The organism is Vibrio ulleungensis, assembly GCF_016900875.1.
Taxonomy (GTDB): domain Bacteria; phylum Pseudomonadota; class Gammaproteobacteria; order Enterobacterales; family Vibrionaceae; genus Vibrio; species Vibrio ulleungensis.
Window position 1 is genome coordinate 714,827 of sequence record NZ_JAFEUM010000002.1, and the last position, 15,001, is coordinate 729,827.

Consider the following 15,001-nt stretch of genomic DNA (forward strand, 5'->3'; position numbering starts at 1 on the left):
CTCTAAGTTATAACGCTGTTTTACTAAGCTTGATTACTTGTACGTAATCTCGCCCATTGGCTCAAATTTAGAAACGTCGATTGGGCTGTTTGTTTCAATAAACTCTTTCAGCACTTCCGCGTCCACAAAGCCAGTATTTACGTAGCCAGGGTGACCCGTCACTTTCGGGTATCCGTCACCACCAGATGCGTTAAAGCTCGGTACAGTGAAGCGGTAAGTCTTAGCCATATCGACCGGCATACCGCCAATCAATACGTCACTGATTTGACCGTTAGACACAGTCAACGATACGCCTGCAAACTGGGCAAATGCACCAGAGTCTTTTTCTTTGGTTGCTACCGCAGTTAGGTACTCAAGCACTTCTTTACCGCTCATGTCGGTATAAGTAAGGGCGTTAGCAAACGGCTGAACTGTTAGCACGTCTTTATACGTCACATCGCCGGTTGCGATAGAAGCACGTACACCACCAGAGTTCATGACAGCAAAATCAGCTTTAGCGCGTTCCATGTGCGCAGTTGCGATCAAACGGCCTAAGTTGGTTTGTGAAGAACGAACAATCGCGCGCTCACCCACTAAGGTATCGTTGATAGTACCAATGGTAACGTTTAGCTCAGCTTGACCTTTGTCTTGATAAGGCTGCAAGAACGCTTGCATCTCAGCATCGGCTGCAATTTCGTCTTGGATGAATACACGTTGAGACTCACCATCAACCTTGATTTTCTTCTTAAGGTTTACTGGGATCAGATCGTAGCTCACAAGGCTTAATTCACCGTTGCGGAACTCGTAATCAGCGCGGCCAACGTATTTGCCCCACTCATGCGCTTGAACAATCCAAGTGCCATTTTGTTGGTCTGGTTTACATTCGTCACCAGGGCTAAAGTCTGCAACACGGTTCTCACCTTCCATACAAACTGGCTCTTGAGAGTGACCACCAACGATAAGGTCTAGCTGGCCTGGCTCAAGTGAGCGTGCAAGGGTAACGTCACCCGGAGCATTGCCACCGTGTTTGCCATCGGCAAAGTGACCCATGTGCGTCACAGCAAAAACTAAGTCTGCTTGTTCGTTGGCTTCGATTTCAGCCAAAACAACTTTAGCTTCATCTTCTGGTGCACGGAACTCTAAGCCACCAATATATTCTGGATTACCAATTTTCCAAGTATCTGCTGTAGTGAAACCGACAACCGCAATCTTGATGCCTTGTTTTTCGAATACTTGATACGCTTGGTACTTACGCTCACCCGTCTCTTTATCGTAAATGTTTGCAGAAAGCATAGGGAAGTCTGCCCAGCCCATTTGCATATCAAGCACGTGCAGTGGGTTGTCGAACTCATGGTTACCGATAGCCATAGCATCGTAACCAATCATGGTCATGCCTTTAAAGTCTGGTTCTGCATCAAGTAGATCTGACTCTGGCACACCTGTATTGATATCACCACCAGATAGAAGTAACACTTCACCTCCTGATGCAGCGACTTCAGCACGAATTGAGTCGATCAAGGTCTTACGAGCTGCCATGCCGTACTCACCGTATTTGTTATGCCAGAAACGACCATGGTGGTCATTGGTGTGCAAAACAGTTAATTGGTAGGTTTTGTCTTCTTCCCAGGCTGGTCCTTGAGATGCACACCCTGCAAGGGTGGCAAGTAGCATAGAGGCTACTGCTGTTTTTAAAAACTTATGTTCCTTCATTATCTCGCCTATTTTTATTGATTCAACATACGAAAACTTTGTTACGACTCACTACGGGGGCGTGTGTCGATAACCATAGTGTAATCGGGTTAATTGATTTAAACCTAACTATCTGCCGAGCAAACTTTTTTTTTGTTCACTAACTCACACGCAAACGTTTAGTTCGCGGGTAACACTGTATAACAATACCGGCTTGACTCAACAGATTTATTACGTCGTTGATGTACACAGCCCATTAAACAGAATATCATACTGAATAAACCAACATGCCTATTTGTTTATGAGCCATTTTTCAGAGTTACGATTTCGCCACTTCGTATTTCACAATATTTATAAGCCTTACGTCCACTACACGCAGTTTGCACTTGTCGTTTACGCAGCGTTTGCCCTATTTGACTATCAAACCCTGGGTCATGACTCGCTTAACATTGTCATCATACGCTTTCTGTTTGTCATCGTTGCGGCCACGTCACTGTATGTTTCTGTTAAGACGGAATCGAAGCATTTAGAAGCAACTGAGATGGTGTTTTTTATTTTTGCGGGTTGGCTCGTTAACTGGGTTGGTTACATCGCTGTTGAACTGGGGAACAACAACTATCAAAGTGGCGTCATGCTCATTATGCTCTACCTCGGTACACTTTCTCGTATGCGATTTAGCCTAACCTTGACCAGTATGGTTACGATCTTAATCCCCTACCTTATTTTCCTTTACCCACGACTTTTAGACATGGATTACAATAAAGAATCCGACCACATATCGATTGTGATCACCACAATGATCATATGCGCACTGGCCTCATTTCGTAGAGAAAAAGAAGTTCATAGCCGTTACCAACAAGAGCGACAAGTCCGCCGACAGTCGCTGGCGCTAACACGCTCGTCTCGGAAACTAAAAGAGCTAAGTGAAACCGACGCGTTAACGGGATTACATAATCGTCACTACCTAAGATATACCGTATTACCCGAGGCCAGAAAATTCGACCAACTGGGGATCATCATTGCAGATATTGACCACTTTAAATCGATCAACGATACGTTCGGTCACGAAATAGGTGATGACGTCATCCAACGCCTCGGTTCGCTCATACGTCAAGCCCTCCCCGAAGGCGCCACAGCCATCCGCTATGGCGGCGAAGAGTTTTTAATTGTTCTACCCAATACAGACAAAGCAAGCGTTGAGCTCTTCAGTCATTACCTTAAGCAGCAATGTGAAAAACAGCGATTTGAACATGGCTCCGCGGTAACCTTATCCATCGGATTTTGGCATGGTAAACAGTTTGATAGCCAATTGAAATACGCCATAGGAAAAGCAGATATGGCGCTCTATAACGCTAAAGAGTCGGGTCGAAACAGGGTCATGTCAGCGTAACAGCGGTTTGCGGCGCGCCATTACAGTAAATACGCCCCAAAAAAAACGAGGCTCAATCGATGAGCCTCGCTTAAAAGTTTCAGTCGTGTCGGAACGACTATTTAATATCGATGTGCTCGAACCCTTTGATCAAATCATCAAGCGTCTTCATCTGCGCCAAAAATGGCTCAAGCTTATCAAGAGGCAGAGCAGAAGGACCATCGCACAGTGCTTTGTCTGGATCAGGGTGAGCTTCGATAAACAACCCTGCGATCCCAGTGGCAAGACCCGCTTTCGCCAGTTCAACCGTTTGCTCGCGTCGACCGCCAGAAGCCGCTCCCGATGGGTCACGCATTTGCAGAGAGTGAGTCACATCAAAAATGATTGGGCTACCTCCGGACACATTTTTCATCACACCAAAACCAAGCATATCAACCACTAGATTATCGTATCCAAGGCATGAACCACGTTCACATAAGATAATTTGCTCGTTACCGCATTCTGCAAACTTATCAACGATGTTACCTACTTGCCCAGGGCTCATAAACTGAGGTTTCTTAACGTTGATCACCGCACCTGTTTTTGCCATCGCTTCAACCAAATCGGTTTGACGGGCTAAGAATGCAGGCAACTGGATCACATCGGCCACTTCGGCCACAGGTTGACACTGCGCTTCGGTATGCACATCGGTGATCACTTTCACGCCGAATGTCTGCTTAAGCTCTTCAAATATTTTCAATCCCTCTTCCATACCAGGGCCACGGTACGAATGGACAGAACTGCGATTCGCTTTGTCAAAAGAGGCTTTAAACACATAAGGAATGCCAAGCTTATCGGTCACTTTCACGTAATGTTCACAAATTTGCATCGCCAAATCGCGTGACTCGAGGACATTCATTCCGGCAAAAAGAGTAAATGGTTTATCGTTAGCAACAGGTATGTTGCCGATGTTGACTGTTTTTTGGGTCATGGGGTTCTCTCTAACAAAACGTCTAATTAAGGTAATAAACGACCGTTAATCAATAAGGAACTAGTGTAGCCGAAAATTAATGCAATACTGTTGGGCTTTCATCAAAAACTTTAACTTGAAGCTTTAGCACTTTTGCCGCTGGGTCATCAGGGCACTGTTCGATGAAAAAACGGTAATCTTCTGCCGCTACCGAGTGACACTCTAGTTGCTGATAGATAAAACCGCGATCACGGATTTCGTATGGATCTTCGGGCACAAGCGTTAACGCAATATCAGAGCAGCGAAGCGCTAGTGTGAAGCTTTCTTCGCGCAGTAATGCGCTTTTCATTACGGCAAGCCAACGTCCTACTACTGTTGGGTTGTCTGACGCTTGAATGTCTTTTTCAGTCACTTTAGCAAGAGGGCCATCATGCCCAATCATCCATGCCTTTAGAGTGCTGCGCGTGACATACTCGCCGTCAAACGGGTTGATAAATTGCGTCTCTTGATCAGGCCAGTCAACGCGTAAAATAAACTGCGTTGGGAAGGTAACACCAGAGACTGGAAGGCCCAATTTATTACTCAGAAACAGTAATACTGCTCCCAGTGAAACTGGAATACCTTGTCGGCGTTCTAATACCTTATCGACAAAGACGTTGTCAGACGAAAAGTAAGACTCTTGATCGCCTTTAAAACCCCATTCGTTATAGAAAAGGCGTAGCAGCGATTCAAATCGAAGCTTTTCGTTCGGTTCGTGAGCCAATTTCATTTCGGCTTCAATGAATAATTCGCCAAGCTGTCGCATGACATCTATTTTGTCTACAGAAGGCTTGACCGCACAGTTTAGTGCTAGTGCGCCTTCGATCAGTTCCATCTGGTCTAAATCATCGTCAAATAGATCGAACACAGTTACCTCTTACTTCAACTGCTGGTGCTGAATAACAGCGAAATTAAAACCACATTGGTGTTTTGGAAATAGTGACGTTGGCCGCCATTATTAACCACCCTAAGGCACCAAAAAACGCGAACGCTCGCAGCCCTTCATTGGCTGCAATTTTCATGGTAAATACACCTAACGCAATGTAGGCCAATACACAGGTGAGCTTCTCGGTTAACCAGGCTCCGCCTTCGGTAAACGGCATGTAGCCGGTCACCGCTAACATCATAAGCCCTGATACAATAAGAGCACCATTGACCGCATGAGGAACAATTTTAAAAAAACGATGCTCCAGCAATGGCGACTTTCTCACTTTAAGAACATACTGGATCACAAAGAGTGTGACGCTAAGAAGTATAAAAAATAAGTGAGCGTGTTTTGCAGCAAAATACATATTCATCCTTATTGAATCGGTCGTTAATCCGTTGAGTGTACGGTTGTCCACTGTCCAAGCGTGACACGGTCTCGACCACCATAGTCAAGCTCTGTACGCACTTGGGTGTACCCCAAGTCGTTCAAAATTTCTCGAACTTTCTCACCTTGATCATAGCCATGCTCCATAAGCAGCCAACCCTGTTCAGTGAGATACCCCCGCGCTTGAGTGGCAATATGTTGCAGGTCTGATAACCCCTCATTCGTTGCCACCAACGCCGTTACCGGTTCGAAACGTACGTCACCTTCAGACAAATGTGGGTCCGCGGGGTCAATATACGGTGGATTAGATACAATGGTCGAAAATTGAGTGTCATTGTCTACGGCCGAAAACCAATCGCTCAGTTTGAACTCAGCATTTTTTATGCCAAGTCTGCGAGCATTTTGCTTTGCGATCAGTACTGCGGGTTGTTGAAAATCTACCCCTGTCACTGACGACTGTGGACACTCTGATGCGAGGGCCAATGCAATAGCGCCAGTCCCTGTCCCAAGATCTAAAATTGCCTGGCCATCGGTGGTTTTATCCAACGCCAATTCAACTAAGCGCTCTGTGTCGGGCCTTGGAATCAATGTGCTGGGCGAAACGTCCAACTCTAGAGACCAAAACTCACGAGTACCGACAATATACGCGATAGGCTCACCGTGGGTTCGGCGATTCACTAACGACTTATATTGAGAAACTTGCTGATTAGTGAGTGACTTCTCTGGCCAAGTGAACAAGTAACTGTGAGGCTTTTGAAGCACAAAACAGAGTAAAACCTGCGCATCGAGCTTTGCTGATTCGGAATGCTCCAGCAAAGCCTGTGTGGCACTTTCTAAAGCCAACTCAACCGTTGAGTTGGCCGATAACGCAAAATGTTGCATCGCTAACGATTAATGCTGGTCAGACAAAGCGGCAAGCTGATCCGCTTGGTGCTCTGTCACTACAGGATCAATCAACGCAGACAAATCACCTTCCATCACTTCAGATAGACGGTACAGTGTTAAGTTAATGCGATGATCCGATACACGCCCCTGTGGGTAGTTGTATGTACGAATTCGGTCACTGCGATCGCCACTGCCCAATAGATTACGACGAGTATCCGACACTTCAGCGGCACGCTTTTCCACTTCAGCTTGAGTGATTCTCGCAGCCAGTACCGACATCGCTTTGGCTTTGTTTTTGTGCTGAGAGCGCTCATCTTGACACTCAACAACCGTACCGGTTGGTAAGTGAGTAATACGAATGGCAGAGTCTGTGGTGTTAACGTGCTGACCACCCGCACCCGAGGCGCGGAAAGTATCGATTTTCAGATCAGACGCTTTAATTTCAGGGAGTTCGGCTTCAGGTACTTCTGCCATCACCGCAACCGTACATGCCGAGGTGTGGACGCGACCTTGAGATTCTGTTTCGGGTACACGCTGCACTCGGTGGCCACCTGATTCAAACTTAAGCGTACCAAACACGCCATCGCCACTCACTTTAGCGATCATTTCTTTATAGCCGCCCTGCTCAGACTCATTGCTGCTCATAACTTCTACACGCCAGCCGTTCTTTTCCGCAAACTTGGAATACATACGGAACAAATCACCGGCAAATATGCCCGCTTCATCACCACCAGCACCCGCGCGGATCTCGAGGAAACAGTTACGCTCGTCGTTAGGATCTTTTGGCAGTAATAGTATCTGCAGTTCGGCTGCTAGCGTTTCAATGGCCGCTTTCGCTTCTGCGATCTCTTCTTGCGCCATCTCGCGCATTTCCGGATCATCTTCATTGGCCATATCGTTGGCCGCATCTAGATCGTCTTGGGCTTGCTGATACTTTTGGAAACAAGCAGTGACTTCTTCAAGTTGCGAGTACTCTTTAGAGAGAGCACGAAACTTATTCTGGTCGCCGATCACATCTGGGTCGCCCAGTAGGTGCTGAACTTCTTCATAGCGTTCAACAAGCGATTCCAGTTTTGCGAGTATAGAGTCTTTCATAGTGGTCTTTTCTTTGATTATTACCAAGCAACAGGTGGAACACCAATAACAAGCTTGGTTTGCTAATTGTCATCTAAACCTAGAGTTTGTCGTATCACTCCAAGTTTATCGAATTGTTGAGATTGTGCTGCAGTTTGCAGCGCTTTGGTCGGTTCATGAATTAACCTATTGGTTAACTTATTGCTTAATTCGACCAGCACTTTTTCGGGCGAAGCTCCCGACTGCAGTGCGCTTAGGCTTTTTGCCAGCAGTTCTACACGAACATCATTGGCAGATAAACGGTAATCTCGAATACTGTCCACTGCGATTCGAGAGTGTCTCCACTCCATAAATGCAGCACACTCTTCTTTTACGATGGCCTCTGCGCGAACGGCTTCTGTGCGGCGCTGTTGCATATTTTTGTCGATGATACTCTGAAGGTCATCCACCGTATACAAGTAAGCGTCATTGAGATCGGCAACCTGAGGCTCGATATCTCTCGGTACCGCGATATCAATAAACAACATCGGCTTATGACGGCGCGCTTTAAGTGCATCTTCCACCATCCCTTTACCAATAATAGGCAACTGGCTTGCGGTTGAACTGATCACAATATCGACATTCATTAAATGATTTGGAATGTCACTTAACGACATGGCGCGTGCACCGAAGTTGTCAGCAAGTCCTTGTGCACGTTCTTTAGTTCGGTTTGCGACAGCCATTTTTCGACCGCCACTATCATGCAAATGCTTTGCAACTAATTCTATGGTCTCACCAGCACCTACCAGTAAGATAGAGGCGTCGGCCAAAGATTCAAATATGTGTTTCGCTAAATTACACGCGGCATAAGCAACAGAAACAGCACTACTGCCTATTTCGGTTTCTGTACGTACTCGCTTAGCGACAGAGAAGGTTTTTTGCAGCAGCTTATCGAGCGTACCATCCAGTGCACTGTGCTCGATCGCTTGTGTGTACACTTGTTTTACCTGCCCAAGAATTTGCGGCTCGCCCAATACCAAAGAGTCCAATCCACAAGCCACTCGCATAAGGTGAGTGATCGCTTGGTCTTCTTTATAACTATACAGCGATGGTAATAGGCTCGACATGTCCAACTCATGGAAGGACACTAGCCAATCAATGATGGCGTCTGAGCATTCACTAGAGCTTTCTACATATAACTCTGTGCGGTTACAAGTCGATAAGATCATGGCACTAATCACGTGGGGCACATCATTTAGCGATGCGTACGCTACGTCCAAAGCATCCGGAGAAAAGGCAACTTTCTCTCGAAGCTCAACAGGAGCAGTATTGTGATTGATACCAATAACTAAAAGCGGCATAAACGAAAAGAGTAATACCTTGCAAAAATTCAATCGCAGATGTTACTTGATGGGCGGTGCTAAAGAAAGCGTTTAAGCGATTTGTTTGAGCCTAATCGCTGTAATAATGCTATAGTTTGCGCTGAAAAACATTGCTATGGAATCTCGGTTTACCCCATGAAATCGCTACTACGGATAGTCACACTTTGCGCATTGGCCTTTCTTACTGCTTGTTCTCAACTTGGACAACAACCCACTCAAGAGCCTCTCGAGCCTGTAAGTAGTTGGGAAGAGCACCAACAAAAATTGCTTCAGCTCACCCATTATCAAGCCAGTGGGAAACTGGGTTACATCGACCCAAGTCAACGTCAAAGCCTCAATTTCACCTGGTCGAAAAGTGCCGATAGAACCGAGCTCAACCTGTTTACGTTTTTGGGGACAAAAGTCATGTCACTGACAATCACCCCCCGCTATGCGCGAGTAGAAAATAGTGATGGTGAAATTTTCTCGCACCTAGATGCTAACTATTTAGTCAAAAACCTAACTGGTTTGGACATCCCAATCGAACATTTCGACAACTGGATGATAGGCTTACCCGGTGAAAATGATCCATTTACATTAAACCCACAGTTCTATCTTCAATCGACTCACACCAAGGCAAGCGATGCCAAATGGACAGTGGATTACTCCGCGTATACACAAGCTCAGCAGTATACGCTACCGCAAAATATGAAGCTCAATCATCAACAAACCAAGTTGATCGTTGCGGTCTCTAAATGGACCATCGAAGAGTAACTGTCATGACCCCAATTTTCGATCTAACTCATTGGCCATCACCTGCGAAACTCAACCTATTTCTCTATATCACGGGTAGAAATGAACGTGGCTATCACAATCTACAAACTCTATTTCAGTTTGTAGAACACGGTGACAAGCTCGATATTCAAGCCAATGACTCTGGCAGTGTCACCTTGGCACCTGCTATTGAGGGGCTAGCGATTGAGGACAATTTAATCTTCCGAGCGGCTATGGCACTGAAAGCACACACATGCTGCCAGCTTGGAGCGCATATCCATTTGTTTAAGACTCTGCCTATGGGCGGGGGGATTGGGGGCGGTTCGTCCAACGCAGCGACGGCATTAGTTGCACTGAACTTCTTGTGGGGACTCAATTTGAGTAACACAGAGTTACAACAGATTGGCATTCAATTGGGTGCCGATGTTCCGGTGTTTATAAAAGGTGTTGCTGCATTTGCTGAAGGCGTTGGTGAAAAACTGACTCCCGTCTCCCCAAGCGAAAAAACCTATTTGGTTCTACGCCCCAATGTTCATATTTCTACCGCAGAAATTTTTAGTCACAAAGATCTTCCCAGAAACACGCCACAGCGCGCTTGGGAGGAGCTAAATCAAACACCTTACGAAAACGATTGCGAAAAAATAGTCCGTTCACTCTATCCAGAGGTTGATAAGCAACTTTCATGGCTGCTACAATACGCGCCGTCACGATTGACTGGCACCGGTTCGTGCGTTTTTTCGGAATTTGACGACAGTGCGAAGGCACTGGAGTTGCAAAAAAATGTCAACAAAGATTGCCAATCCTTTGTTACTAAAGGGGTTAATCTTTCGCCACTCAATGTGACACTGGCTAAGTACCAACAAGCCTACACTTAACTCAAACAATCTGTACGCAACCCTGAGGTTTTTTACCGTGCCTGATATGAAGCTTTTTGCTGGAAACGCTACCCCTGAACTGGCTCAACGTATTGCTGACCGTCTCTACATTTCACTTGGTGATGCTGTAGTTGACCGTTTCTCTGACGGCGAAGTCGCTGTTCAAATCAACGAAAACGTTCGTGGTAGTGATGTATTCATTATTCAATCGACTTGTGCACCAACCAATGACAACCTAATGGAATTGGTCGTAATGATTGATGCAATGCGTCGCGCTTCTGCTGGCCGTATTACTGCTGTAATCCCATATTTTGGTTACGCGCGCCAAGATCGTCGTGTTCGTTCTGCTCGTGTGCCTATCACTGCAAAAGTAGTGGCAGATTTCTTGTCTAATGTCGGTGTTGACCGCGTACTAACCATCGACTTGCACGCAGAACAGATTCAAGGCTTCTTCGACGTGCCTGTAGACAACATCTTTGGTACTCCAGTATTGCTAGAAGACATGCAATCACGTGGCCTAGAAAACCCAGTAGTGGTTTCTCCAGACCTAGGTGGCGTTGTTCGTGCTCGTGCAACCGCGAAAGCACTCGACGATATCGACATTGCGATTGTTGATAAGCGCCGTCCACGCGCTAACGTGTCTGAAGTGATGAACCTTATCGGCGACGTTGAAGGCCGTGACTGCGTTATCGTTGACGATATGATCGATACTGGTGGCACACTGTGTAAAGCGGCTGAAGCATTAAAAGCACGCGGTGCTAAGCGTGTATTCGCTTACGCAACTCACGCAGTATTTTCTGGCAATGCAGCAAGCAACATCAAAGATTCTGTTCTTGACCAAGTGATCGTGACCGACTCAATCAGCCTTTCGAAAGAAATGGCGGCGACAGGTAAAGTGACTACGCTAAGCCTATCTCGCATGTTGGCAGAAGCCATTCGTCGCATCAGCAACGAAGAATCTATCTCGGCTATGTTTAACTAGTATTTATTAGTGACATACCCGCAAAGGATCGCCTTCTAAATCGAAGTCGGTCCTTTTTTATTTTCTGTGCTATCATACGGCGCTTTTTTTATTTGGAGTCCGCAGTGTCAGAGCAAATTAAACTGTTGGTTGGTTTAGCCAATCCTGGGCCAGAATACACCCGAACCAGGCACAACGCTGGTGGTTGGGTCGTAGAGGAGTTGGCTCGAGTTCATAATGTGACCTTAAAGAACGAACCTAAATTTTTTGGGTTAACGGGCCGCATCCAAATGGGTAGCCATGACATGCGTCTGCTGATCCCAACGACCTTTATGAACTTGTCTGGCAAATCCGTTGCGACACTTGCGAAGTTTTACCAAATTAAGCCAGAAGAAATTATGGTGGCTCACGACGAGTTAGACCTTCCACCTGGAGTTGGAAAGTTTAAGAAAGGCGGGGGGCATGGTGGGCATAACGGCCTAAAAGATACCATTAGCCGATTAGGCAACAATAAAGAGTTTTATCGCTTGCGCATTGGTATTGGCCATCCAGGGCACAAAGATCGCGTCGCGGGCTATGTGTTGGGTAAAGCCCCAACCAAAGAGCAAGAATGCTTAGATGCTGTAGTCGATGAAGCGGTGCGAAGTTTAGATATCTTAATTAAAGATGGCTTAGCAAAAGCGCAAAATCGCCTGCATACTTTCAAAGCAGAATAATCGTTTTATACAATAAGGTTACTATCATGGGTTTCAAATGTGGCATTGTGGGCCTACCAAACGTAGGTAAATCCACCCTTTTTAATGCGCTGACTAAAGCAGGTATCGAAGCGGCAAACTTCCCGTTCTGTACTATCGAACCAAACACAGGCGTGGTACCTGTACCCGATTTGCGCCTTGATGCACTCGCGAAAATCGTCAACCCACAAAAAATCCTGCCAACAACCATGGAGTTTGTTGATATTGCTGGATTGGTTGCGGGTGCGTCAAAAGGTGAAGGCCTAGGCAACAAATTCTTGGCCAACATTCGTGAAACGGATGCCATTGGCCACGTAGTGCGTTGTTTCGAAAACGACAACATTGTGCACGTTTCAGGAAAAGTATCACCGATTGAAGACATCGAAGTGATCAACTTAGAACTGGCTCTTGCTGACCTTGATACCTGTGAGCGCGCGATGCAGCGTGCGGCGAAAAAAGCCAAAGGCCAAGACAAAGACGCAAAATTCGAACTCTCTGTTCTAGAAAAATTGCTCCCTATCCTTACCGAAGGTGGCATGGCACGTTCCGTTGAGTTGACAAAAGAAGAATTGGCGGCCATCGGCTACCTAAACTTCCTCACCATGAAGCCAACTATGTACATTGCTAACGTCAACGAAGACGGCTTCGAAGACAATCCATATCTAGAAGCAGTGCAAGAATACGCCGCCAACGAAAATAACGTTGTTGTTGCCGTATGTGCAGCCATTGAATCTGAGCTCGCTGAGCTTGACGACGAAGATCGTGAAGAGTTTCTTGCTGATATGGGCATTGAAGAGCCTGGCCTTAACCGAGTGATCCGTTCTGGTTACGAACTGCTTACCCTTCAGACCTACTTCACAGCTGGTGTAAAAGAAGTTCGCGCGTGGACAATTCCAATTGGTGCCACTGCTCCTCAATCAGCAGGTAAAATCCATACTGACTTTGAAAAAGGCTTTATCCGAGCTGAAGTGGTTGGCTATGACGATTTCATTGCTAACAATGGTGAGTCTGGCGCTAAAGATGCGGGTAAGTGGCGTCTTGAAGGTAAGGACTACATCGTAAAAGACGGTGATGTTATTCACTTCCGCTTTAACGTTTAATCTCAAAAAAGCCCTCTGCAAGAGGGCTTTTTTTATACTCTCAGCAGTAAACTAATCAGCTAACACCACATTATCGCCGACACCATAGGCAATGATCCTAGAAATATCCGACAAGCTCCTGCCAGACTCGCTTCGCCAGTGGTTAAAGGCTTGTTGCGTAGCACGAAGGCTTTTCTGACTGTATAGGCCACCTTCTATAATGGAATGGGCGCGCAAATAACTTTCGACATCACTGCTCAATACAAAAGTATCTTTTCCTAACTGCCTTAACGCGTACGGTCCTGTATTACCCCCAAGGCGTTGACCATGTTTTTTAAGGTATAACCACAATTCGACGATTTCATCTTCTGGCCAATTGGCGATAAACTCAGCAAAACTGCCGTGTTCAAGCTGAACAGAACGCATCATCATTGCATTAGCTGGAATGGTCTTCACTTTATTAAAATTGCGGACAATTTTGGGATCTTGCGCTTTACGCTCGAGCATATCGTCTGGCATCAACAGTATTTTACTCACATCAAACTGCCAGAACACCTCCTCAAATGAGGGCCACTTGTTGTGGATCACTCTCCACACAAAGCCAGACTGGAAGATCGATTTAGTAAATTGAGCTAAATATCGATCGTCACCAATATCGATCAACTCGTCTGGCGTACGACATGGTGGTAACAACGACTCAAGTGCGGCTTGTCCACCTTTACGGTCACACGCCCGCTGATACATTGAGTCAAAAGATTCAAACCTCATTTTTTGCTTAACTCCATTACCTCTCACTATGACAATACTATTCTACGGCATTGCTAAGTAAAATAGTGCACTTACAAATTAGTCTATCAATGTAGTTTCAACTTTTTAAACTTGGCTAGTGGCGGACTTAACGTCACTAATTGGTGAAAAATGGGTTGCTTTGATTAAAAAAAGTTCGAACGCTCCGTTTTGCTCTAAATCTTCAAAAAAAGTGTTGACGACTTTCGGTCTGAACAGCATAATGCGCTCCGTTCTCGAGACAGTCGCCACTGTCAAAAAGAACAGAAAATTTGGCTACGTAGCTCAGCTGGTTAGAGCACATCACTCATAATGATGGGGTCACAGGTTCGAATCCCGTCGTAGCCACCATTTCTTAACTGTTTTAGTTCGTTAGAATAGTTAAGAAATAATGCGGAAGTGGCGGAATTGGTAGACGCACCAGATTTAGGTTCTGGCGCCGCAAGGTGTGAGAGTTCAAGTCTCTCCTTCCGCACCATTATTTAGATTCGTAAGAATCGCTGTAGGGCTATCGCCAAGCGGTAAGGCAGCGGCTTTTGATGCCGCCATTCCCTGGTTCGAATCCAGGTAGCCCTGCCATATTTACTTAAGGGTAAGTATGGGGAAAGAAATTTGATGCCCCATCCATAATCCCTGGTTCAAATCCAGGTAGCCCTGCCACTATTAAAAGTGGTTTGATTGTTGTAGTACAATCACCCGCCAATCAAGAAAATTGATTGGCAGACGCAGAAAGATGTTATATAGTTCTTCGTCCAAATTTAGAGTGGCTACGTAGCTCAGCTGGTTAGAGCACATCACTCATAATGATGGGGTCACAGGTTCGAATCCCGTCGTAGCCACCATTCTTTCTTTTTATTAAAAGAGAGAAAAAGAACAACGTCTCGTTGAGTACCAATTGTCAACGAAGACTACAGATTTGTGCGGAAGTGGCGGAATTGGTAGACGCACCAGATTTAGGTTCTGGCGCCGCAAGGTGTGAGAGTTCAAGTCTCTCCTTCCGCACCATTATTCAGATTCGTAAGAATCGCTGTAGGGCTATCGCCAAGCGGTAAGGCAGCGGCTTTTGATGCCGCCATTCCCTGGTTCGAATCCAGGTAGCCCTGCCACTATTTAGTAGTGGATTGTAGACAGTGTGGTTTTGATGCCCCATCTATAG

14 protein-coding genes and 6 tRNA genes are annotated in these 15,001 nt (G+C 46.0%); 12 read left to right on the forward strand and 8 right to left on the reverse strand.

Annotated features, from left to right (window positions below):
* Positions 1–33: 33 nt before the first annotated feature.
* Entirely contained in the window at positions 34–1,689 is a 1,656-nt protein-coding gene (gene ushA, locus JQC93_RS08130; protein ID WP_205157947.1) for a bifunctional UDP-sugar hydrolase/5'-nucleotidase UshA, read from the reverse strand.
* Between the two features lie 280 nt (positions 1,690–1,969).
* On the opposite strand from ushA, the gene JQC93_RS08135 reads away from it, so the two are divergent.
* On the forward strand, positions 1,970–3,058 hold the full coding sequence (locus tag JQC93_RS08135; RefSeq protein ID WP_205157948.1) for a GGDEF domain-containing protein: 1,089 nt from the start codon (positions 1,970–1,972) through the stop codon (positions 3,056–3,058).
* Positions 3,059–3,155: 97 nt separating this feature from the next.
* On the opposite strand, the gene kdsA is transcribed toward JQC93_RS08135, so the two are convergent.
* The 6 genes from kdsA to hemA form a co-directional block, all read right to left on the reverse strand.
* Positions 3,156–4,007: a 3-deoxy-8-phosphooctulonate synthase gene (kdsA, locus tag JQC93_RS08140; protein ID WP_084887016.1), complete on the reverse strand. Its 852-nt coding sequence runs from the start codon at positions 4,005–4,007 to the stop codon at positions 3,156–3,158.
* A gap of 76 nt (positions 4,008–4,083) precedes the next feature.
* Complete coding sequence (locus JQC93_RS08145) at positions 4,084–4,893, reverse strand: SirB1 family protein (RefSeq protein WP_205157949.1); 810 nt, start codon at positions 4,891–4,893, stop codon at positions 4,084–4,086.
* Between the two features lie 43 nt (positions 4,894–4,936).
* Positions 4,937–5,317 carry a SirB2 family protein gene (locus tag JQC93_RS08150; RefSeq protein WP_205157950.1) on the reverse strand — a complete coding sequence of 127 codons (381 nt, stop codon included), beginning with the start codon at positions 5,315–5,317 and terminating at the stop codon, positions 4,937–4,939.
* 23 nt (positions 5,318–5,340) lie between these two features.
* Positions 5,341–6,219, reverse strand: coding sequence for a peptide chain release factor N(5)-glutamine methyltransferase (prmC, locus tag JQC93_RS08155; protein ID WP_205157951.1), 879 nt, complete (start codon positions 6,217–6,219; stop codon positions 5,341–5,343).
* A gap of 9 nt (positions 6,220–6,228) precedes the next feature.
* Positions 6,229–7,317 (reverse strand): peptide chain release factor 1, encoded by a 1,089-nt coding sequence (gene prfA / locus JQC93_RS08160; RefSeq protein WP_205157952.1) that lies wholly within the window; start codon positions 7,315–7,317, stop codon positions 6,229–6,231.
* A gap of 62 nt (positions 7,318–7,379) precedes the next feature.
* Entirely contained in the window at positions 7,380–8,636 is a 1,257-nt protein-coding gene (hemA, locus tag JQC93_RS08165) for a glutamyl-tRNA reductase (RefSeq protein ID WP_205157953.1), read from the reverse strand.
* A 156-nt stretch (positions 8,637–8,792) separates the two neighbouring features.
* Here hemA and lolB point away from each other — a divergent pair, with 156 nt between their 5' ends.
* The 5 genes from lolB (at position 8,793) to ychF (ending at position 13,080) form a co-directional block, all read left to right on the forward strand.
* Positions 8,793–9,410 (forward strand): lipoprotein insertase outer membrane protein LolB, encoded by a 618-nt coding sequence (gene lolB / locus JQC93_RS08170; RefSeq protein ID WP_205157954.1) that lies wholly within the window; start codon positions 8,793–8,795, stop codon positions 9,408–9,410.
* 5 nt (positions 9,411–9,415) lie between these two features.
* Entirely contained in the window at positions 9,416–10,285 is an 870-nt protein-coding gene (gene ispE, locus JQC93_RS08175) for a 4-(cytidine 5'-diphospho)-2-C-methyl-D-erythritol kinase (RefSeq protein ID WP_408068591.1), read from the forward strand.
* A gap of 37 nt (positions 10,286–10,322) precedes the next feature.
* On the forward strand, positions 10,323–11,267 hold the full coding sequence (locus JQC93_RS08180; RefSeq protein WP_205157956.1) for a ribose-phosphate pyrophosphokinase: 945 nt from the start codon (positions 10,323–10,325) through the stop codon (positions 11,265–11,267).
* Positions 11,268–11,371: 104 nt separating this feature from the next.
* Positions 11,372–11,962: an aminoacyl-tRNA hydrolase gene (pth, locus tag JQC93_RS08185; protein WP_205157957.1), complete on the forward strand. Its 591-nt coding sequence runs from the start codon at positions 11,372–11,374 to the stop codon at positions 11,960–11,962.
* Positions 11,963–11,988: 26 nt separating this feature from the next.
* Complete coding sequence (gene ychF / locus JQC93_RS08190; RefSeq protein ID WP_205157958.1) at positions 11,989–13,080, forward strand: redox-regulated ATPase YchF; 1,092 nt, start codon at positions 11,989–11,991, stop codon at positions 13,078–13,080.
* 51 nt (positions 13,081–13,131) lie between these two features.
* Here the strand turns inward: ychF and JQC93_RS08195 are convergent, their stop codons facing one another.
* Entirely contained in the window at positions 13,132–13,827 is a 696-nt protein-coding gene (locus JQC93_RS08195; RefSeq protein WP_084886995.1) for a DNA-3-methyladenine glycosylase I, read from the reverse strand.
* A gap of 292 nt (positions 13,828–14,119) precedes the next feature.
* Here JQC93_RS08195 and JQC93_RS08200 point away from each other — a divergent pair.
* The 6 genes from JQC93_RS08200 (at position 14,120) to JQC93_RS08225 (ending at position 14,951) form a co-directional block, all read left to right on the forward strand.
* Positions 14,120–14,196, forward strand: a tRNA-Met gene (locus JQC93_RS08200).
* Between the two features lie 42 nt (positions 14,197–14,238).
* Positions 14,239–14,323, forward strand: a tRNA-Leu gene (locus JQC93_RS08205).
* 26 nt (positions 14,324–14,349) lie between these two features.
* Positions 14,350–14,424: transfer RNA gene (locus JQC93_RS08210), tRNA-Gln, on the forward strand.
* A 186-nt stretch (positions 14,425–14,610) separates the two neighbouring features.
* Positions 14,611–14,687 (forward strand) — tRNA-Met (locus JQC93_RS08215).
* Between the two features lie 78 nt (positions 14,688–14,765).
* A tRNA-Leu gene (locus JQC93_RS08220) sits at positions 14,766–14,850 on the forward strand.
* Between the two features lie 26 nt (positions 14,851–14,876).
* Positions 14,877–14,951, forward strand: a tRNA-Gln gene (locus JQC93_RS08225).
* Positions 14,952–15,001 lie beyond the last annotated feature (50 nt).